Origin of the sequence: Microbacterium xanthum (genome assembly GCF_034531355.1) — a bacterium.
GTDB lineage: Bacteria > Actinomycetota > Actinomycetes > Actinomycetales > Microbacteriaceae > Microbacterium > Microbacterium xanthum.
The window spans coordinates 244422-263760 of record NZ_JAWHUE010000003.1; the positions used below are offsets into that span (position 1 = coordinate 244422).

Sequence of the window (19339 nt, forward strand, 5' to 3'; positions counted from 1 at the left end):
CCATGACCCGCGACATCGCCACACGCGACTGGACCGTCTGGAGCACCGACGCGCGTCTCGTGCTCGCCGGCCCCGAGGCGCGTGACCCTGCGCGGATGCAGCAGGCCGCTCGCCTCGTCGACGAGGAACTCGCCGGAATCGATGCCGCGTGCAGCCGATTCCGATCCGACTCCGAACTCAACCGGCTGCACACCGCCCTCCCGGACGGAGCCGAGGTGAGCCCGACATTGGCACGTCTGGTCCGCACCGCGCTCGACGCCGCCGTTCTCACCCAGGGCCTGGTCGACCCGACCCTGCGGTATGCGATGGACGCCATCGGCTACGACCGCGACATCGACCTCATCGAGGACGACAGCGGCCTCATCCGCGCGGTCGTCTCCCCCCGTCCGGGTTGGCGCAGCGTGAGTCTGCGCGCTCGCACCCTCCGGGTGCCCGCGCACCTGGCCCTGGATCTGGGCGCGACCGCGAAGGCTGCGGCATGCGATGCCGCCGCCGCGCGCGTGCACGAGGAAGTCGGCGGCGGGGTCCTGATCGCCCTCGGTGGTGACATCGCCACGGCCGGCACCGCACCGGCAGAGGGATGGAACGTCGTCGTGCGCGATCTCCCGGGCGATCCGGCCGCGCAGGTGGCACTGGGTGCGGGCCGCGCGCTCGCGACCTCCAGCACGCAGAAACGACGCTGGAACCGCGCCGGGCTCACGCATCATCACATCCTCGACCCGCGGACCGGTCTCCCCGCCGATCCGGTGTGGCGCACCGTCACCGTAGCCGCACGCACCTGTGTGCGCGCCAACACCTTCAGCACGGGCGCGATCGTCGCGGGGACCGCGGCGCCCGAGTGGCTGGAGGCCCACGGCGTTCCGGCACGACTGATCGGACGTGACGGGAGGACCGTCTTCACCGGCGATTGGCCGGAAGAGGCCGAACTCGCCGCCACGAACAGCGCGAGCGCTGCCTGATGGACGAAGCACTCTGGGCGGTGGGCCGCGCCACCGGGATCATCGGACTCGCCCTGTTCACCGTCGCGGTTCTGTTGGGCATCCTGACGCGGGCGGGCCGTCCGACCATCGGACTTCCGCGCTTCGCGGTGACACTGGTCCACCGGAACGCGTCGCTCCTGGCCACCGCGTTCATCCTCATCCACATCATCACCCTGCTGTTCGACCCCTACGCTCAGCTCGAGCTGATCGACCTCGTCGTGCCCTTCGTCGGCGAATACCGCCCGTTCTGGCTGGGCCTGGGTACCGTCGGCTTCGACCTGCTGCTGGCGATCATGATCACCGGACTGTTGCGCAACCGCATCGGGCGCCGCACGTTCCGCATCGTTCACGGGAGCACCTACGTGATGTGGCCGATCGCGCTCATACACGCGTTGGGAACGGGGACCGACGCCGCCACTCCCGCCTTCATCGCATTCACGGTCGTCTGCACCGCCGCCGTGGCCGCCGCCGTGGTGTGGCGCGTGACCCCTCGGTTCGCACGCCCGGACCTCTCCGCCCCCGTCACCACGATCGCCGCCGCGCCGGCACCCCATCACCCGGCACCACCCACGACGGGAGTCCGCTCATGACCTCCACCGCCGCCGCCCCCCGCCGCTCTCGCGCCCGCGCCGCGACACCCGCCGCCCCCACAGGGGTATCGCGGCTCCTGTCGGCTACCGCGCCGTCATGGCCCGAGCACCTCGCCGTCCACGGACAGCTCCCCCCTGTCGATCGACCGACCCTCACCGCCGCACTCGAGCGATCTGGCCTGGGCGGTCGTGGCGGCGCGGCATTCCCCACGTGGCGCAAGCTCACGGCGGTCGACCCCCGCGGTCGGCGGCCCGTCGTGATCGCGAACGGCGCCGAGGGCGAGCCGTTGAGCATCAAGGATGCGACCCTGCTCGCACGGGCTCCTCACCTCGTACTCGACGGACTGCTCGCGGTGGCCCGCGCGATCGACGCCGCGGAGATCCATCTTGTCTCCGGCTCCCGGCAGCTGACGACGGTGCGCTCCGCGATCGCCGAACGTGATGACGCCGGCGACGTGTCGCTGCACCTCATCGCCGACACCTTCGTCTCCGGCGAGGCCTCGGCCGTGGTCAACTCCCTGCGCACCGGCCGCGCCGTGCCCACCGACCGCACCACGCGGCTGACGGACGCGGGACTCAGGGGCCGACCGACCCTGGTGCAGAACGTCGAGACGCTCGCGCACATCGCCCTGGTCGTCCGGTGGGGCGCGGAGTGGTTCCGCACCATCGGCACGCCGGACGAGCCGGGGACGCGGCTGCTGTCGGTCACCGGCGAGCGCGGTACCCGCGTGGTGGAGGCCGCGGGTGCGATCTCGATCCGCCGCGCCCTCGACGTCGCCGGACTCGACACGACCCGGGTCGGGGCGACGCTCGTGGGCGGATACCACGGCGCATGGGTCGCAGCCGACCGTCTCGACACTCCGCTCAGCCGGTCCGCCCTCGCGCCCTTCGGCGCCTCCCCCGGGGCGGGGATCCTCCTCGCTCTCGCACCGGACGAGTGTCCGCTGGCCACCGCCTCGCGCATCGCGATGTACCTCGCCTCACAGTCGGCACGGCAGTGCGGGCCCTGCCTGAACGGGCTCCCCCGCATGGCCCAGACGCTCACCGACCTCGCCGAGGGGCGAGCGGACGCGCACACCGAAGACGAGATCCGCCGCATGGGCGCTCTGGTGCGTGGCCGCGGTTCGTGCCATCACCCGGACGGCACCGCGCGATTCGTGTTGAGCACGCTGGATACGTTCGCCGACGAGGTCGCCGCCCACCTGACGGGACGATGCGGAAGGAGTCCCCGCTGATGACGCATTCGTTGCACATCGACTGGACCGCGTGCCGGGGGCGCGGGGCGTGTACCGAGCTGCTCGACGGCCTCGACCGCGATGAGTGGGGCTACCCGTTGGCCGTCGACGGCTCGGGCTCGAATGTCCCGGTGCCGCGCCGAGACATGGCCGCGGCCCGCGAAGCCGTCGCACTGTGCCCGCTGCAGGCGCTTTCGCTTCACCGCTCCGATGCGCCCGCGAGGCCATCCCGCGCGACGCGGTGACCTCGCGAGCACCGGGGGTGGTGCACCCGGAGTCGTCGCGTCAGAATAGAGGCGACTGCGAAAGGACCGTCATGGGCACCGCCACGAACAACCTCTCCCCCGTCTCGAAACTGGGCCTCGGGGTGGTCGGCATCCTGCAGGTCGCCTTCGCATCCCTGGCCTTCTGGGACCTCGCGCACCGCGATACCCGGGACGTCGTCGGATCCAAGTCCGTGTGGGTTCCGGTCATCCTCGTCAACTGGATCGGGCCCGCGAGCTATTTCCTCTTCGGCATCCGACGCTGATCCCACATCCGGATCCGAGGGCCCCCCAGGAGACATTCACCGCGGTCAGTAGACTTGCTTCACCCGCGGGAGTGGTGAAATCGGCAGACACGCAGGATTTAGGTTCCTGTGCCTTCGGGCGTGTGGGTTCAAGTCCCACCTTCCGCACGCGAAACCCTCTCGCGCACCCCTGACCGACGCCGTTCCGACGACGGGACTCCCTTGCATCCGCACCCCGCTGCACTGATCCCCTTCCTCGACCCCGCCGCGATCATCGACGCCGCAGGACCCTGGGCGCTGCTGGTGGTGTGCGGGATCGTCTTCGCAGAGACCGGGCTCCTGGTCGGGTTCCTGCTCCCCGGCGACACCCTGCTGATCATGGCGGGACTGCTGTCGAACCCCATCGCGCATCCACCCCACGGCGTCTTCGGGGTGAACGTGTGGATCGTGGGCCTGCTGATCGGACTCGCGGCATTCCTCGGCGGCGAGGTCGGATACCTCATCGGCCACAAGGCCGGCCCGAAGATCTTCGAGCGCAAGGAATCGGGGTTCTTCAGCGTCAAGAACGTCGAGCGCACCAACGCGTTCTTCGAGCGGTTCGGGGGCCTGACGATCATCCTCGCCCGCTTCGTGCCGATCGTGCGGACCTTTGCGCCCGTCGCCGCCGGTGTCGGCCACATGAACAAGTGGACCTATACGCTCTACAACTTCATCGGCGCCGTGCTGTGGGGGTTCGGACTCACCGTCTTCGGCTACGGCATCAGCCTCATCCCCGGGGTCGGCGACTTCGTCGCGGAATACATCGACGTCATCCTCCTCGTCGCCGTGCTCGCCACGGTCGCCTTCGTCGCGACCCATTACGTGCAGCAGCGCCGCAAGGCCCGGCGCGCGGCGGACGCCGGTGAAGACGTCGAAACCGACGAAGACGAGGCGCGCCACCTCGTCCTCGATCACGATGTCTTCGAGCACCCGGAGCGGCACGGCGAGAGCGCCCGACACCACGGCCGTGACGACCCGGACGCGAGCGCTCGCTGACCCCGTGCGTCAGGAGGCCTTCGCGGAGCTCTTCTTCTTCGCCGGTTTGCGAGGTTGACCGCCACCTGATTCGGCGTCGTCCTCCCCGGACGCCTTCGCCTCCTTCGACGACCGCGCCGCGCGGGACTTCTCCACGCTCGCCCGCAGCGCCTCCATGAGGTCGATGACCTCGCCGCCGGATGCCGGTTGCTCGGCCTCGCCGAAGGTCTCGGTGGTGTCGAGGGCATCGCCCTGAGCGAGCTTGGCGTCGATGAGCGTGCGCAGCTCCGCCTGATACTCGTCTTCGAACTCCTCCGGGTCGAAGTCGGCGGCGAAGCTGTCCACGAGGGCGGCCGACATCTCCAGCTCCTTGGCAGAGATCTTCACCGACTCGTCGAGGGCCGGGAACGACGCCTCACGAACCTCGTCCGCCCACAGCAGGGTCTGCAGCACCAGCACATCACCGCGCACGCGCAACGCCGCCAAGCGTGTCTTCTGGCGCAGTGAGAAGCGGACGATGGCCGTGCGGTCGGTCTGTTCGAGTGTCTTGCGCAGCAGCACGTACGCCTTGGGCGACGTCGAGTCAGGTTCCAGGTAGTAGGCCTTGTCCAGGGTCAGCAGATCCACCTGGTCGCTCGGCACGAACTCCACCACATCGATCTCGCGGCTCTTCTCGCTCGGGAGAGAGGAGAAGTCGTCCTTGGTCAGGATCACCGTCTTCTCACCGTCGTCGTACGCGCGATCGATGTCGGCGTAGGGCACCACCTCGCCGTCGATCTCGCAGATGCGCTGGTAGCGGATACGCCCGCCGTCCTTGTTGTGCACCTGATGCAGCGGGACGTCGTGGTCCTCGGTCGCCGAATACACCTTCACCGGCACGTTGACCAGCCCGAAGGTCAGGGCGCCTTTCCAGATCGCTCTCACCACACCAGTAGACACCCGTCACACCCGACCATGCCACCCCTTGCGCCCGAGGCGGGCATTAGCCTGAGGCCATGGCGGTGTCGGAGCAGCTGGTGCGCATCGACGGTCGACGTCTGCGGATCACCAACCTCGACAAGGTGCTCTATCCCGCCGCCGGCACCACCAAGGGCGAGGTGATCGACTATTTCACCCGCGTCGCCGGCGTGCTCCTCCCTCACGTCGCCGGACGTCCGGTGACACGCAAGCGCTGGCCCGACGGGGTCGGCACCGACAGCGAGCCCGCCATGTCGTTCTTCGCCAAAGACCTCGAGGCCGGCGCCCCGTCGTGGGTGCGGCGCGCTCCGATCGCGCACTCCGGCGGACCGAAGGAGTATCCGCTGCTCGACGGCGTGCCGTCCCTGGTCTATCTCGCCCAGGTCGCGAGCCTCGAACTCCACGTGCCGCAGTGGCGGTTCGGTCCCGATGGCGGGCGCGCCAACCCCGACCGCATCGTCTTGGATCTCGATCCGGGGCCCGGCGTCGGCCTGGTCGAATGCGCCGTCGTCGCCCGACTCGCCCGAGGCATCCTCGACGGCATGGGGCTGAACGCCTACCCCGTCACCAGCGGCAGCAAGGGGATCCATCTGTACGCGCACCTGGACGGCTCGTGGACCGGCGAAGAGGTCTCCGCCGTCGCGCGCGAACTCGCTCGCGCGATCGAGGCCGACCACCCCGATCTGGTCATCAGCCAGATGGCCAGAGCCGAGCGCACCGGCAAGGTGTTCATCGATTGGAGCCAGAACAACGCGGCCAAGACGACAATCGCACCCTACTCCCTGCGCGGTCGCACCCACCCGACCGTCGCCGCCCCACGCACGTGGGAGGAGCTCGATGACCCCGCGCTCGCCCACCTGATGTTCGACGAGGTGCTTGCGCGCCTCCCGCGGATCGGCGACCCCCTCGCCGACCTCGATCCGCCGACCGACCACGGCCCGCTGGCGTCGTACCTGGCGAAGCGCACGGCCGCACGCACCCCGGAACCGGTGCCCGACCGTGCGACGGGCGAGCCGTCTGATCCCACCGCCCTCCCCCGATTCGTCATCCAGGAGCACCACGCGTCACGCCTGCACTGGGACCTGCGGCTCGAGCACGACGGGGTGCTCGTCAGCTGGGCGGTGCCCCGCGGGATCCCTCCCACCCACACGCGCAACAACCTCGCCGTGATGACGGAGGATCATCCGCTGGCGTACCTCGATTTCGAAGGTGTCATCCCGACGGGCGAGTACGGCGCCGGCACGATGACGGTGTGGGATGCGGGACGGTACGAGCTGGAGAAGTGGCGTGACGATGAGGTGATCTTCACCGCCCGCGGGCGCGGCGACGGTCCCCTCGGCGAGGTGAGGCTGGCGCTCATCCGCACCGATGGCGAGGGCGAGAAGTCCACGTGGCTGCTGCACCGCATGAAGACGGATGCGGCCGGCCGCCCCCAGCCCGACGGCCCAACCGTCGCGCAGGCCGACCACTCCCACCTGATCGCCGCGGACGCCACCGCCACCGCCACCGCCACCGCCACCGCCGAGGATGTCCCGATAGTTGCTCCCAAGGCCCCTCCGGGCGGACCGAAAGTGGGACATGCTCACCAGCGCACAGGCGCCGTGCCGCCCCCGAGCACGTTGCGGCCGATGCTGGCGGTCAGCGCGACCCCCGGGATCGCCCGGGAGGCCGCGCGCCGATGGGCCGGCGCGGAGGCCGGCGCATGGGCGGAACTGAAGTGGGACGGGATCCGCGCCGTCGGCGTGTGGGACGGCACGACGCTCACCCTGCGTGCCCGCAGCGGCAACGACCTCACGGCGACCTATCCGGACCTCACCGACGCCGGCCTCGATCTGGGACCGGTCCCGGCGGTGTTCGACGGGGAACTCGTCGCACTCGACGATGCGGGCCGACCGAGCTTCCCGCGGCTGCAGAATCGCATGAACCTCGCCGATCGGCACGAGATCGCGCGGGAGGCCGCTCGGACCCCGGTGCAGTGGTACCTGTACGACGTGCTGTCCGTCGACGGCCGCGATCTCGGCGATCTGCCGTTGTCGTTGCGGCGGAAGACGCTGGAGGAGCTCGCCGGAGACATACCCGCACCGGTGCGCGTGCCGCCGGTGTTCGACGACGTCGACGCCGCGCTGGACACGGCTCGCGGCTTCGCCCTGGAGGGCATCGTCGTCAAGGACCCGGCCTCGACGTATCGGCGGGGCGTGCGGGCCGAGACGTGGCTCAAGGTGAAGCTCACCCGGATGCAGGAGGTCGTCATCGGCGCCATCAGACCGGGGAAGGGCGGCCGGGACGGCGGTATCGGATCGCTCCTGGTCGGCGTGCCGGACGAAGAAGGACTCCGCTACGCCGGCCGGGTCGGATCCGGGTTCTCCGATGCCACCCTCCGACGCCTGCAGGAGGCACTCCTCCCGCTCCGCACCGACGAGAATCCGTTCGTCGCCGTACCCGCCGCCGACGCCCGCGACGCGCTCTGGGTACACCCCGATCTGGTCGGAGAGGTCGAGTTCGCCGAGTTCACCCCCGCCGGGATCCTGCGCCACGCTCGCTGGCGCGGGCTTCGCCCCGACAAGTCCCCGGGCGAGGTCAGGCGCGAGGCCCGCTGAATCCCGACCGGACCCTCAGGCGTGCGCGCCGTGCTCGAGGTGATCGGCGGGCTCGAGCTGGAACGTCGAGTGCTCCACATCGAAGTGGTCTGCCAAGCATTCCTGCAGCGAGGCGAGGATCGCCGGCCCCCGCCCGTCTCGCAGACACGCTTCGTCCACGACCACGTGCGCCGAGAACACGGGGGCGCCGCGGGTGAGCTGCCAGACATGAACGTCGTGCACGGTCTGGACCCCCGGCGTGGCCACGATGTGCGCGCGGATCTCCGCGACCTCGACGCTGTCCGGCGCCGCCTCGCTCAGCACCGACGCGGCCTCGCGCAGGAGCGCGATCGCGCGTGGGACGATCAAGACAGCGATGGCCAGCGAGGCCAGAGCATCGGCGCCGGTCCAACCGGTGGTGACGATCACCACCGCGGCGATGATCACCATCGCCGATCCGATGAGGTCGCCGAGGACCTCGAGGTAGGCCCCGCGGACGTTGATGCTGTGACGCTGGGCCGCACTCAGCAGCCACATCGCCACCGCGTTGGCGATGAGACCGATGACGGCGACGACGAGCATCAGTCCACCCGCGACCTCATGGTCGCCGCCGTTGAGCAGGCGGGACACCCCTTCGACGGCGATCCAGACCGACAGGGCGATGAGCACGACCCCGTTGATCAGCGCGCCGAACACCTCCGCCCGCTGATACCCGAACGTGCGGCGGTCGTTCGCCGGACGAGAGGCGATGATGCTCGCGACGAGCGCGATCACCAGCGCCGCGGTGTCGGCGAACATGTGCCCGGCGTCGGCCAGCAACGCGAGGGATCCGGTCAGGACGGCGCCGACGATCTGCACGATCATGACGGAGGCGGTGATGACCAAGGACACCGTCAGCAGCCGACGATTGCTCGCACCGCGAACGCCGGAGGCATGGTCGTGCATGGCTCCAGGCTACGACGCGCGGCCGCACCTCACGCGGGTTCGCGCTACTCGGGAACGAGAGTGATTCTCCGTCGCCGGCACCCTCAGAGATCCGCCAGCAGCGGCAGCAGCGCGGTGAAGGACCGCGAGCGGTGCGAGGCGGCGTTCTTCTCCGCAGCGGACCACTCCGCCACCGTCCGCTCCGCCGCAGGGTCCTGTCCGTCCGGCACGAAGATCGGGTCGTATCCGAATCCGCCCGCACCCGCGGCATGCGTGGCCAGACGCCCGGGCCAGACGCCGGCCACCGTCTGCTCGGCACCGCCCGGGACCACCAGCGCGATCGTCGAGACGAACTGGGCGCCGCGGTGCGGGTCCGAGACATCGGCGAGCTGGTCGAGCAGCAGTTCGAGGTTCGCGACGGCATCCTTGCGATGCCCGGCCCAATACGCCGAGAAGACGCCGGGCGAGCCTCCGAGAACGTCGACGCAGATGCCGCTGTCGTCGGCGAGCGCCGGGAGACCGGTGTGGGCACTCGCGGCTCGGGCCTTGATCAGGGCGTTCTCGGCGAAGGTCACGCCGTCTTCGACCGGCTCCGGTCCGTCATAGCCGACGACGTCGAGGTCGGGACGCGCCGCGGCGACGATCGCCTGGAACTCCTCGACCTTGTGCGGGTTGTGCGTGGCCAGCACGATGCGGCGCGCCGTCTCGGTCATCTGCTCCTCGCCCCGTCCTCAGCGAGGCTGACCGGCGCCGTCGAGGACCGCCACCTGCTGATCGCGCAGGTCGGCGCATCCGGCGACTCCGAGCTCGAGCAGCTGGTCGAGCTCGCGCTTGTCGAACGGCGCCCCTTCGGCGGTGCCCTGCACCTCGACGAACAGCCCGCGTCCGGTGACGACCACGTTCATGTCGGTCTCGGCGCGGACATCCTCGACGTAGGCGAGGTCGAGCATCGGCGTACCGTCGATGATGCCCACCGACACCGCGGCGACCGAATCGAACAGGACGTTCGACTTCTGTCCGATGAACTTCTTCGTCCGGCCCCACTCGATGGCGTCCGCGAGCGCCACGTACGCTCCGGTGATCGCGGCTGTGCGGGTGCCCCCGTCGGCCTGCAGCACGTCGCAGTCGATGACGATCGTGTTCTCACCCAGCGCCTTGGTGTCGACGACGGCGCGGAGCGCCCGCCCGATCAGTCGGGAGATCTCGTGCGTGCGGCCACCGATCTTGCCTTTGACGCTCTCGCGGTTGTTGCGCTCGTTGGTCGCGCGCGGCAGCATCGCGTACTCCGCGGTGACCCACCCCTTTCCCTTGCCGGTCAGCCAGCGCGGCACCCCGTTGGTGAACGACGCGGTGCACAGCACCTTGGTGCCGCCGAACGAGATGAGGGCCGACCCTTCGGCCTGCGACGACCAGCCGCGCTCGATGGTCACGGGGCGCAGCTGGTCGACGGTACGGCCGTCGGCGCGGGTGATGTCGGTCATGGGTGATGATCCTCCTCGGATGCGGTGGCTCAGCGGGGCAGGTCGATGGCGCCGGTCTGCACGAGACGCACGTCGCGCACCTCGCGACCCATCAGGCGGTGGGCGAGACCGACGAAGTCGTCGGCGGATGAGCCGGTCGCCTCGTAGACGTGGGTGGCGACCGCTTCGGGGCGGGCGAGCAGGTCACGGCCGACCAATTGCCGGTAGACGTCCTTCGCGGTCTCGGTGTCGCTGGAGACCAGTGAGACGTCCGGGCCCATGACGTAGCTGATGGCCCCCTCGAGGAACGGGTAGTGCGTGCACCCCAGCACGAGCGTGTCGACACCGGCGTGACGCAACGGCGACAGGTACTCCTCGGCGACAGCGAGCACCTCGGGGGTGTCGGTGACGCCGCGTTCGACGAACTCCACGAACCGCGGGCACGCCTGAGCGAACACCGTGAGGCGCTCGTTGACCTCGAGCATGTCCTGATACGCACCGGACGCGATGGTCCCGGCCGTGCCGATGACGCCGATGCGCCCGCTGCGGGAGGTCGACATCGCCGTGCGCACGGCGGGACCGATCACTTCGACGACGGGCACGTCGTAGCGTTCCCGGGCGTCGCGCAGCATCGCCGCCGACGCGGTGTTGCAGGCGATCACGAGCATCTTCACGCCCTGTGCGACGAGCTCGTCGAGGATCTCCAGCGCGTATCTGCGGACGTCCGCGATGGGTTTCGGCCCGTAGGGCGACCGGGCGGTGTCGCCGATGTACACGATCGACTCGCGCGGCAACAGGGCCGAAACGGCGCGGGCGACCGTCAGTCCGCCCACTCCGGAGTCGAAGATCCCGATCGGCGCATCGTCCACGATCGACCAGCCTACCCGCCGCGCGGGCGTCCCCCGCGGCGTGGCTAGGCTGGCGGCATGAGTGCCCGTGCCAGCACCGCCCTGCTCACCGATCGCTACGAGCTGACGATGCTCGACGCCGCCCTCCGCGACGGCACCGCGCATCGCCGTTGCGTCTTCGAGGTGTTCGGCCGCCGACTGCCGGGCGGGCGTCGCTTCGGTGTCGTCGCCGGCACCGGACGCCTGCTGCAGCTCATCGAGGACTTCCGGTTCGGTGACGAGGAGCTGCGATACCTCCGCGACGAGCGGGTGGTCGACGCCGCAACCGTCCGGTGGTTGGAGGACTACTCCTTCCGGGGCACCGTCACCGGCTACCGGGAGGGCGAGCTGTATTTCCCCGGGTCTCCCGTCCTGACCGTCGAGGGCTCCTTCGCCGAGGCGGTCATCCTCGAGACCCTCGCCTTGTCCGTCCTCAACCACGACTCGGCCGTCGCAACGGCCGCCGCCCGCATGAGCATCGCCGCCGGAGGGCGCCCGCTGGCCGAGATGGGCTCGCGGCGCACCGGCGAGCGGTCGGCCGTCGCCGCCGCCCGCGCTGCGCACATCGCCGGCTTCGATGCGACCAGCAATCTGCAGGCAGGGTCCGAGTGGGGCATCCCGACGATGGGGACGGCCGCCCACTCGTGGACGCTGCTCCACGACAGCGAGGAGGACGCGTTCCGCGCACAGATCGTCGCGCTCGGAACCGGCACGACGCTCCTCATCGACACCTACGACATCCGCACCGGTGTCGAAACGGCCGTCCGGGTGGCCGGCACCGCTCTCGGCGGGGTGCGGATCGACTCCGGCGATCTCCCCACCGTGGCCGCACAGGTGCGTCGCCAGCTCGACGACCTCGGCGCCACGTCGACCCGGATCACCGTGACCAGCGACCTGGATGAGTTCGCCCTCGCCGCCCTCGCCGCCAGCCCCGTCGACGCCTATGGTGTCGGTACCTCCGTCGTCACCGGGTCAGGCACACCGACGGCGGGCATGGTCTACAAACTCGTCGCCCGTCGAGACGCCGCCGGCGCCTGGGTACCGGTGGCCAAGACCTCCTCCGCCAAGGGTTCCCGAGGGGGGCGCAAGGCGGCCTTCCGCACCCTCGTGAACGGGGTCGCCGCCGCTGAGCTGATCGCCGTCAGCGATGGGTTCGACGAGCTGGACACCGTCGCCGAGCATCCGGGTTCCCGACCGCTGCAGACGACCCTGATCGATGAGGGACGATGCGACGCCACGGCCCTCGGCGCGGCGGGCGTGGCCGCGGCGCGCGAACACCACTCCCGGGTGCGCGCCGAGCTGCCCGTGGCGGCCCATGCCCTCAGCCGGTCGGACCCGACTCTCCCCACGATCACCGTCGACGCGAGCTGAACGCGCCGGTGGCGCGATACGGCGCGATCAGCCGTTCAGGCTCTGGTAGATCTCCTTGCACTGCGGGCAGACCGGGAACTTTTCCGGGTCCCGCCCCGGGGTCCACTTCTTGCCGCAGAGTGCGCGCACCGGCTTGCCGGTGATCGCCGACTCCATGATCTTGTCTTTCTTGACATAGTGCGAGAACCGCTCGTGATCGCCCGGTTCGACGCTCTCCTCTTTGATGAGCTCTTCGAGTTCGCGGTCGAGTGTCGCCAGACCGCCCTGGTCGGGACTGTCGAGTGGGGTGCTCATGGAGAGCGATACTACCGCCGTCCGCGCGCACGCGGGTGAGGAGTTCGGTCGGTCAGCTCGCCTCGGCGAACTCCATGATGCGGCTGCCGCGCCGACGGAACACCCCGCCACCGATCGCGATGCCCACCGCCAAGACGACCACACCGATCCCGAGACCGCCCCACAGCGCGTGTTCGGCCGCGTCGAGATCGCCTCCCAGGGCACGCCAGGCCCACCACAGCACGGGCGCGCTGAGCACGATCGTGCCGAGCATGACGAACGACTGCGACAGAGCACCGCTGGCGCCCGTGCGCTGCGGCTGCTGGAACGGGCTGTCCCCGGGGCGCGATACCGGGTAGGGGCCGACGACCGAGGCGATGCTCGACAAGCCGAGCCCGCACAGGAACAGCGACGCGCACACTCCCACCATCGCCGGGAGGACCATCCAGCGTCCGTGCAGCGACACGGCGACGGGCATGCCGATCGCCAGCAGCGGCACGCCGAGGAGGACGACGGGCACGAGGCGACCGACCCGATCCGCCACCCCGTGCAGTCCGCTCGCGATGTGCATCCACACCGCCGTGGAGTCATAGGCGAGGTCGTTGTGGGGAAGCCACCCGAGGAACAACGCGATGATCGGCACCGGGACGAGCGCGACCAGATGTGCGGGCACCCCGGCGAGCAACAGCGGGACGATCAGGATCGCCGCGGCCACCGGGACGACGACCACGTTGACGATGTGCCGGGGATCACGCAACCAGTACACGAGACTGCGGGCGGCCACGGCGCCCGTGGGCGTGCCGGGGGCGACGTTGAACCAGCCGAGCCCGCCGCGCTCCTTCACCGACACCGGGCGCTCGGTGGTCGACAGGACGCGCGTGACAAGAGCCAGCCACGCGGCCCCCAGCGTCAGCGGCGTCGCGATGGACACCGCGGCCGTGAGAGCGACGGACTGACCCGTCAAGATCGCGCCGGGAAGAGCCCACGCGGCCCCGAAGGGGGTCAGCGACAACACGCGCACCGCCGCCATGAGCTGAGCAGGCACGCTGCCCTGCCACTCCAACGATGCGAGGAAGACCACGACCGGCACCACGACGACCAGGACGCCCACCGCGAGCACGCTCGAGAGCTCTCGGGAGCGCCGCTCCCGCAGGAACATCGCGGTGACCGCCATGGCCAGGCGGGCCAGAAGAACGCTCGTCAGCACGATCAGGAGCACGGAGACGAGACCGGCCCACACGGGAACCCCGAGCGAGCCCCACACCACTGCGGTGGTGACCGCCAGGGCGAGCACCGCCCAGACCGGAACGGACACCATCCCCGCGAGCACCAGAACCGCCGCCAGCGGGCGGGGCGCGATCCCGACCACGCCGAAACGACGGGGATCGAGTGGATCCGGAGACCCCGTCACCACCGGAGCGAGCCCGAACCCGAGCGTGATGGCCGCCCCACCCATGACCGCGACGGCCGCGAACGCCTCCGGCGTGGCTTCGTCGAGGGTGACCAGCGCCCAGCATCCCGCTGCCACCGCCGCGATGAGCACGACGACGCCGGCGGCCATCCTCACGGTGTGCCGGGGCTCGCCGCGGAGCGCACCGAGCATCATCGCGATCCTCAGTCGGAGAATGTGTGCAGCCACTCCAGACCTTCCACGTCGCTGAGGCCACCGGCCAGTTCGACGAACCGCTGCTCGAGGGTGAGCTCTCCTCGCACCTCGTCGATCGTCCCTTCTGCGAGCACCTGACCTGCGACGATGACCGCGACGCGGCTGCAGACGCGCTCGACCAGGTCCATGCCGTGGCTGGAGAGGATCACCGTGCCGCCGTGCTCGACATACGTGCCCAAGATGTCGAGGATCACGGAGCTGGAGACCGGGTCGACCGACTCGAACGGCTCGTCCAGGACGAGCACCCGCGGCGAATGGATCAGGGCTCCCGCAAGCATGACCTTCTTCGACATGCCGACCGAGTAGTCCGACACCACGCGCCCGAGCGCGTCGGTGAGGTCGAAGGCACGGGCGAGGTCGGCGGTGCGCGATTCGACGACCGACGGCGACAGGCCGCGCAGCATGCCGTAGTAGTAGAGCAGCTGACGACCGGTCAGGCGATCGAAGGTGCGGAGCCGGTCCGGGAGGACGCCCATCATGCCCTTGGCGTGCACCGGGTCGGCGATGGCGTCCACGCCGTTGACGCTGATCGCGCCGCGATCGGGCTGCAGCAGTCCGGCGATCATCGACAGGGTCGTGGTCTTGCCCGCGCCGTTCGGCCCCACCAGTCCGTAGAAGGTCCCCGCCGGAACGGTCAGGTCGATCCCGTCGACGGCACGGGTCTGGCCGAAGACCTTCGTCACTCCGCGGAGGGACAGCGCCGCATCCTCCGCCGGCACGTCGTCTGCGAGAACCGAGGAGACGATGTCGGTCAGCGGACCGTCCGCGGATTCGTCGGTCTCGATGAGTACCTGCGCGAGCTCGCCGGCCTCGATGAGCTCCCCGGTGTCCCCGTGCGCGGTGTCGGCACCCGCGTCCGGGGTGTCGGCATCCGCGGCCGTGTCGTCGTCCGCGTCGGCATCCGCATCCGCGTCGACATCGGCATCGGAATCGGCATCGGCATCGGCATCGTCGGCAGAGCCCGCGTCGTCGAGGTCGACGCCCGTGTGGAGGGCAGCGGGGTCCGCGTCGGCGGCGAAGGAGCCGTCGGCATCGTCGGCAGAGCCCGTGACGTCGACCTCGACGTCGGCGCTCAGGGTATCGACGTCGGCGAAGGCGTCGTCGTCAGCATCGTCGGCGGCGTCGTCCGGGATCACCGCCGGCTCGTCGTCGACGAGCAGATGCTCGTCGACCTCGTCTTCGCCGGAGACATCCTCCTCGAGCCCGTCCTCCTCGAGTTCCTCATCACCGAGCTCGTCCAGGTCGGCACCGGGCACACGCGATTCGACCCGAGGCAGCGGCGGCCGCGGTGGGATCAGGAGTTCGGGTTCTCCCGCCGCCCGGGGGCGGTCGTGGACCCCGCGGGGAAGCGGTGGCGGCGGACCGGGATCGGTGCGGGAAACCAGGTCTGCCGGAAGCGGAGGCTTCGGCGGAAGCGAGATGAGCGCGCCACTGTCGCGCACGCTCGCGCCACGAACGCCGTTGTGCGGCGTATCAGGGTCCCCCGGAATGGGCAGCGATGCTGTCACCGACCCAAGGTATCAACCTCGCTCCGCTTGCCCGTAGCGCACGGCGCGACGTTCAGAGGATTCGCACAGAGCGGGCATCGACACGGGGCACCCGGGGAGCCACCGAGAGGCGCAGCGGATTCTGCGCTGGACATATCACGAATCGGACACACCGGCCAGGGACTCTGTTCGTTCTCAGGCGTTCTCGCTACCATTCACAAGGCACAACGGGGTGTCGCGTCGGTGAACCGACGGTGAATCAACACTCCAGGAGACTTCAACGTGACGACTCAGATCGTGATCCTCGCGGCAGGGATGGGCTCGCGCCTCGGCCGAAGCCTGCCCAAGCCGCTGACCCAGCTGTCCGACGGCCGCTCGATCATGCGCCAGCAGCACGACAACATCCGCGCGGCGTTCGGTTCGGACGCCCGCGTGACCACCGTCGTCGGCTATCGCGCCGAAACCATCGTGGAGGCCTTCCCCGAGGCCGACTACGTGTACAACGACAGCTACGACCAGACCAACACCTCCAAGAGCCTGTTGCGCGGCCTGTCCAAGACGGGGCGCGCCGGCGTGCTGTGGATGAATGGCGACGTCGTGTTCGACCCCCGCGTGCTCGGACGGGCGCTGTCCCTCATCGCGGCCGACCGGTCTTTCGTCACCGTGAACACCTCGAAGGTCAGCGACGAGGAAGTCAAATACACCGTCTCCCCCGACGGCCACATCGACGAGCTCTCCAAGACGGTCCGAGGCGGCATCGGCGAAGCCGTCGGGATCAACTACATCTCGTCGCGCGACAAGAAGGCGTTCATGCGTCACCTGCACCGCGTCGACGACCAGGACTACTTCGAGCGCGGCCTCGAACTGGCCATCGCCGAGGACGGTCTCCGCGTCGCCCCCCTGGACATCTCCGACCTGTACGCCGTCGAGGTCGACTTCGCCGAAGACCTCGAGCGCGCCAACCTCTTCGTCTGACGACCCACGCGAATCGACAACGCCCCGGCCGGATCGCGATCCGATCGGGGCGTTTCGGGCTCCACCCCGGCCGGGCGACGTAGGATCACCGTGATGTCCGAGAAGGTGCACCGCATCCACTCGCTGTCCGGAGAAGCCCCGTGGGACGGCGGTCTCCCACCCGTGGGCTCCGACGAGCACCCCCACACGATCCGCGCGCTCGACCGGGTCCTCGCCATCCAGCGTCCCGCCGTCCTGGCTCACCTGCGCAGCATCCGACTTCGCCATCCGGACGCACCACCCGAACACATCATCAGAATGCTCGAGCGCCGCTACCTGGCGGCGGTGACCACCGGCGGAGCGGCCGTCGGAGCGACCGCCGTGATCCCCGGCATCGGCACGGGGGTCACTCTCGCACTCAGCGGGGTCGAGACGGTCGGGTTCCTGGAGGCGACCGCCCTGTTCGCGCAGTCCGTCGCGGAGGTCCACGGCATCCCTGTCGACGACCCCGACCGGGCGCGCGCGCTCGTGCTCACCCTCATGCTCGGGCAGGAAGGTGTCGATCTGGTTGCACAGCTGGCGAACCAGGCCGCCGGCAAGGGCCCGACGCGGGACCGCTACTGGGGCCAGATGGTCACCCAGACCCTTCCCCGCGCCGCGGTCGGACCGCTCGTGGACCGGCTCAAGACCACATTCGTCCGCCAGTTCGCCGCCCGAGGCGGCGCCTCGTGGATCGGGAAGGCGCTGCCCTTCGGCATCGGCGCCGCTGTCGGCGGCGCCGGCAACAACATCTTGGGGCGACGCGTGCTCGTGAATTCGCGCCGGGCCTTCCCGGACGCGCCGTTCACGCTGCCGCCGCAGCTCGAGCCCCTTCCCGGAGCGACGCGCCTGGAGTACCAGGCCGGCCGCCGCATCCGCCGGGTCAGCGACGCGCTCACCGGCGGCACCGCCCGCGGCGCCGCCGCCGTACGCGGGGCGATCACTCGCGGCAGGGGTTCACGCGGCCGCGACGCGCCGGAGATCGCGTCGGCCGATGAGGCCCCGGAGGCCACCGGACCCGACGCGCCCCGCTGACCGACGGACCTCGGCGACGACGAGCGGGCTCGCATCCGTCCAACGGCCGGAGTCAGGCGTCGAGCTCGGCCTCTTCCGGATCGTGCTGCTCGTCGTCCAGGCGATCCCACCGCTCCCATTCGTCCATCAGGTGCGCCACGGCTTGGTGGAAGCGTGCGGTGGCCGCACCGGGAGACGTGTCGCCGAAGTAGTGCCGCACCCAGTGCTCGAGCCGGGCCACGGCCTCCGGATCGGCGAGCACCCGATCGGTCTGCTCGACGATGTGGGCGGCGAGTCCGGCATCCAGCCACTCGCATGCCGACAGGTAGCCGTGTGTGTCCACCGCCGCCGCGGGGTCGGCGGGGCGCGTCACCAGCAGCGGCTTGTCGGCCGCGAGGCGGTCGTAGACCATCGCCGAGATGTCCACCACGGCGACGTCGGCCGCGGCGAGCTGCCAGCCGAGGTCCGGGCCGTCGTCGAAGACGTGCTGTGCGGACGGATCGGCGTCGTTGGCCTCCGCAAGCGCGGCGACGATGCGTCGATTGGCGGCGCCGTATTCCGGATCCACGACACCGGACCGCGGGTGCGGACGATAGATCACGCGGTGCCTGCCCGTCTGCAGCAGCGCCTTCACCAGCGCCTCCCCGTGGGTGCGGATCGAACCGTAGTGCGCCGAGGGCCGGTCACCCTCCCACGTGGGCGCATATAGGACGACGGTCCGCTCGTCGGGCGTGTAGGGGGTGGCACCGGAGTAGTGGTCCGCCTGCGGACGACCGATCTCGATCGTCCGCGCCTCGAGGTCGTAGCCCCACAGGACGCGCGAGAGTCGCCGGCGCGCGGCGTCGCCGGCGACGAAGGCGTAGTCGTACGCCTTGAACTGATTGGTGGTCATGTACATCTTGTCGGACTCACCGTGGTTGATGAACACGTGCCAACGCCGCCCGTAGCGGAACATCTGGAAGTTACGGGTGTTCTGGTTCACGTAGAGCACCACGCGGATGTCCTGCTCGGCGACGAACTGCTCCAGGTGCCGCACCGTCGGCACGAAAGCCACCGGGAGCGCACCGTCGGAAAGGAGCGCCGACGCCCCCGTCACCGCACGGCTCAGGACGACGACGGGCCACGTCTTCGACAGCTCCGCCAGCGGCTTGTACCACTGCCGCATCTGATACATGTTCACATCGCCGTCGGCGAAGTAGACCGCGACACGGTAGTGCCGGCCGCGATGCGGCGGCTGAGCCGCGACCCGCCGCTTGACGTCCCGGACGGCGCGTCGCTGATCGACGGCCTTCCGGAGCAGAGCGATCGCCTTGCGCGCGTCGGTCACCACACTCACCCTCCCAGCCTACCCAGGCCCCGCATGACATGATCGTCGGGTGCATGTCCACCAGCCCGGGCGCGAGG

At 70.1% G+C, this 19339-nt stretch carries 19 protein-coding genes and 1 tRNA gene; 11 read left to right on the top strand and 9 right to left on the bottom strand.

Annotated features, from left to right (window positions below; genetic code table 11):
• Positions 1-2: 2 nt before the first annotated feature.
• The 7 genes from RZO50_RS11250 to RZO50_RS11280 all read left to right on the top strand — a co-directional run bounded on the left by RZO50_RS11250 (position 3) and on the right by RZO50_RS11280 (position 4348).
• Complete coding sequence (locus RZO50_RS11250; protein WP_322599822.1) at positions 3-959, top strand: FAD:protein FMN transferase; 957 nt, start codon at positions 3-5, stop codon at positions 957-959.
• On the top strand, positions 959-1570 hold the full coding sequence (locus tag RZO50_RS11255) for a ferric reductase-like transmembrane domain-containing protein (protein ID WP_322599823.1): 612 nt from the start codon (positions 959-961) through the stop codon (positions 1568-1570). The genes RZO50_RS11250 and RZO50_RS11255 overlap by 1 nt, the downstream gene beginning before the upstream one ends.
• Positions 1567-2805, top strand: coding sequence for an NADH-ubiquinone oxidoreductase-F iron-sulfur binding region domain-containing protein (locus tag RZO50_RS11260; RefSeq protein ID WP_322599824.1), 1239 nt, complete (start codon positions 1567-1569; stop codon positions 2803-2805). Before RZO50_RS11255 ends, RZO50_RS11260 begins: the two co-directional genes overlap by 4 nt.
• Complete coding sequence (locus RZO50_RS11265) at positions 2805-3050, top strand: ferredoxin (RefSeq protein ID WP_322599825.1); 246 nt, start codon at positions 2805-2807, stop codon at positions 3048-3050. The genes RZO50_RS11260 and RZO50_RS11265 overlap by 1 nt, the downstream gene beginning before the upstream one ends.
• Positions 3051-3121: 71 nt before the next feature.
• The gene (locus RZO50_RS11270) at positions 3122-3334 is read left to right on the top strand and encodes a PLDc N-terminal domain-containing protein (RefSeq protein WP_322599826.1); all 213 of its coding nucleotides are present in this window, start codon (positions 3122-3124) and stop codon (positions 3332-3334) included.
• A 65-nt stretch (positions 3335-3399) separates the two neighbouring features.
• Positions 3400-3481, top strand: a tRNA-Leu gene (locus RZO50_RS11275).
• A 54-nt stretch (positions 3482-3535) separates the two neighbouring features.
• The gene (locus RZO50_RS11280) at positions 3536-4348 is read left to right on the top strand and encodes a DedA family protein (protein ID WP_322599827.1); all 813 of its coding nucleotides are present in this window, start codon (positions 3536-3538) and stop codon (positions 4346-4348) included.
• Positions 4349-4357: 9 nt separating this feature from the next.
• On the opposite strand, the gene ku is transcribed toward RZO50_RS11280, so the two are convergent.
• Positions 4358-5251, bottom strand: a complete 894-nt coding sequence (ku, locus tag RZO50_RS11285; protein WP_322599828.1) for a non-homologous end joining protein Ku — start codon at positions 5249-5251, stop codon at positions 4358-4360.
• Positions 5252-5322: 71 nt separating this feature from the next.
• Between ku and RZO50_RS11290 the strand changes: the two genes are divergently transcribed.
• Complete coding sequence (locus RZO50_RS11290) at positions 5323-7881, top strand: ATP-dependent DNA ligase (RefSeq protein ID WP_322599829.1); 2559 nt, start codon at positions 5323-5325, stop codon at positions 7879-7881.
• Between the two features lie 15 nt (positions 7882-7896).
• Here RZO50_RS11290 and RZO50_RS11295 read toward each other — a convergent pair whose 3' ends face one another.
• From RZO50_RS11295 to murI, 4 genes are all read right to left on the bottom strand, one after another.
• Positions 7897-8805 (bottom strand): cation diffusion facilitator family transporter, encoded by a 909-nt coding sequence (locus RZO50_RS11295; protein WP_322599830.1) that lies wholly within the window; start codon positions 8803-8805, stop codon positions 7897-7899.
• A gap of 83 nt (positions 8806-8888) precedes the next feature.
• Positions 8889-9497: an RdgB/HAM1 family non-canonical purine NTP pyrophosphatase gene (gene rdgB, locus RZO50_RS11300; protein WP_322599831.1), complete on the bottom strand. Its 609-nt coding sequence runs from the start codon at positions 9495-9497 to the stop codon at positions 8889-8891.
• An 18-nt stretch (positions 9498-9515) separates the two neighbouring features.
• Positions 9516-10265, bottom strand: a complete 750-nt coding sequence (rph, locus tag RZO50_RS11305) for a ribonuclease PH (RefSeq protein WP_322599832.1) — start codon at positions 10263-10265, stop codon at positions 9516-9518.
• 29 nt (positions 10266-10294) lie between these two features.
• The gene (murI, locus tag RZO50_RS11310; RefSeq protein ID WP_322599833.1) at positions 10295-11113 is read right to left on the bottom strand and encodes a glutamate racemase; all 819 of its coding nucleotides are present in this window, start codon (positions 11111-11113) and stop codon (positions 10295-10297) included.
• A gap of 57 nt (positions 11114-11170) precedes the next feature.
• Here murI and RZO50_RS11315 point away from each other — a divergent pair, with 57 nt between their 5' ends.
• Positions 11171-12502 (top strand): nicotinate phosphoribosyltransferase, encoded by a 1332-nt coding sequence (locus RZO50_RS11315; protein WP_322599834.1) that lies wholly within the window; start codon positions 11171-11173, stop codon positions 12500-12502.
• Positions 12503-12529: 27 nt separating this feature from the next.
• On the opposite strand, the gene RZO50_RS11320 is transcribed toward RZO50_RS11315, so the two are convergent.
• The 3 genes from RZO50_RS11320 to RZO50_RS11330 are packed head-to-tail and all read right to left on the bottom strand — an operon-like array spanning position 12530 to position 15697.
• The gene (locus RZO50_RS11320; RefSeq protein WP_322599835.1) at positions 12530-12796 is read right to left on the bottom strand and encodes a DUF3039 domain-containing protein; all 267 of its coding nucleotides are present in this window, start codon (positions 12794-12796) and stop codon (positions 12530-12532) included.
• A 52-nt stretch (positions 12797-12848) separates the two neighbouring features.
• Positions 12849-14378: a hypothetical protein gene (locus tag RZO50_RS11325; protein WP_322599836.1), complete on the bottom strand. Its 1530-nt coding sequence runs from the start codon at positions 14376-14378 to the stop codon at positions 12849-12851.
• 11 nt (positions 14379-14389) lie between these two features.
• Positions 14390-15697, bottom strand: coding sequence for an ABC transporter ATP-binding protein (locus tag RZO50_RS11330; protein WP_322599837.1), 1308 nt, complete (start codon positions 15695-15697; stop codon positions 14390-14392).
• 513 nt (positions 15698-16210) lie between these two features.
• On the opposite strand from RZO50_RS11330, the gene RZO50_RS11335 reads away from it, so the two are divergent.
• Positions 16211-16903 carry a phosphocholine cytidylyltransferase family protein gene (locus RZO50_RS11335; RefSeq protein ID WP_322599838.1) on the top strand — a complete coding sequence of 231 codons (693 nt, stop codon included), beginning with the start codon at positions 16211-16213 and terminating at the stop codon, positions 16901-16903.
• A gap of 93 nt (positions 16904-16996) precedes the next feature.
• The gene (locus RZO50_RS11340; RefSeq protein WP_322599839.1) at positions 16997-17956 is read left to right on the top strand and encodes a hypothetical protein; all 960 of its coding nucleotides are present in this window, start codon (positions 16997-16999) and stop codon (positions 17954-17956) included.
• 52 nt (positions 17957-18008) lie between these two features.
• Here RZO50_RS11340 and RZO50_RS11345 read toward each other — a convergent pair whose 3' ends face one another.
• A complete protein-coding gene (locus tag RZO50_RS11345) occupies positions 18009-19271 on the bottom strand; it encodes a CDP-glycerol glycerophosphotransferase family protein (RefSeq protein ID WP_322599840.1) in 1263 nt (420 codons plus the stop codon).
• Between the last annotated feature and the right edge of the window lie 68 nt (positions 19272-19339).

Excerpts from the sequence above, each read along its gene's own strand:
- RZO50_RS11250 (WP_322599822.1), top strand. The coding sequence starts at position 3 with ATGACCCGCGACATCGCCACACGCGACTGGACCGTCTGGAGCACCGAC.
- RZO50_RS11255 (WP_322599823.1), top strand. The coding sequence starts at position 959 with ATGGACGAAGCACTCTGGGCGGTGGGCCGCGCCACCGGGATCATCGGA.
- RZO50_RS11260 (WP_322599824.1), top strand. The coding sequence starts at position 1,567 with ATGACCTCCACCGCCGCCGCCCCCCGCCGCTCTCGCGCCCGCGCCGCG.
- RZO50_RS11265 (WP_322599825.1), top strand. The coding sequence starts at position 2,805 with ATGACGCATTCGTTGCACATCGACTGGACCGCGTGCCGGGGGCGCGGG.
- RZO50_RS11270 (WP_322599826.1), top strand. The coding sequence starts at position 3,122 with ATGGGCACCGCCACGAACAACCTCTCCCCCGTCTCGAAACTGGGCCTC.
- RZO50_RS11290 (WP_322599829.1), top strand. The coding sequence starts at position 5,323 with ATGGCGGTGTCGGAGCAGCTGGTGCGCATCGACGGTCGACGTCTGCGG.
- RZO50_RS11295 (WP_322599830.1), bottom strand. The coding sequence starts at position 8,805 with ATGCACGACCATGCCTCCGGCGTTCGCGGTGCGAGCAATCGTCGGCTG.
- rdgB (WP_322599831.1), bottom strand. The coding sequence starts at position 9,497 with ATGACCGAGACGGCGCGCCGCATCGTGCTGGCCACGCACAACCCGCAC.
- rph (WP_322599832.1), bottom strand. The coding sequence starts at position 10,265 with ATGACCGACATCACCCGCGCCGACGGCCGTACCGTCGACCAGCTGCGC.
- RZO50_RS11315 (WP_322599834.1), top strand. The coding sequence starts at position 11,171 with ATGAGTGCCCGTGCCAGCACCGCCCTGCTCACCGATCGCTACGAGCTG.
- RZO50_RS11320 (WP_322599835.1), bottom strand. The coding sequence starts at position 12,796 with ATGAGCACCCCACTCGACAGTCCCGACCAGGGCGGTCTGGCGACACTC.
- RZO50_RS11325 (WP_322599836.1), bottom strand. The coding sequence starts at position 14,378 with ATGCTCGGTGCGCTCCGCGGCGAGCCCCGGCACACCGTGAGGATGGCC.
- RZO50_RS11340 (WP_322599839.1), top strand. The coding sequence starts at position 16,997 with ATGTCCGAGAAGGTGCACCGCATCCACTCGCTGTCCGGAGAAGCCCCG.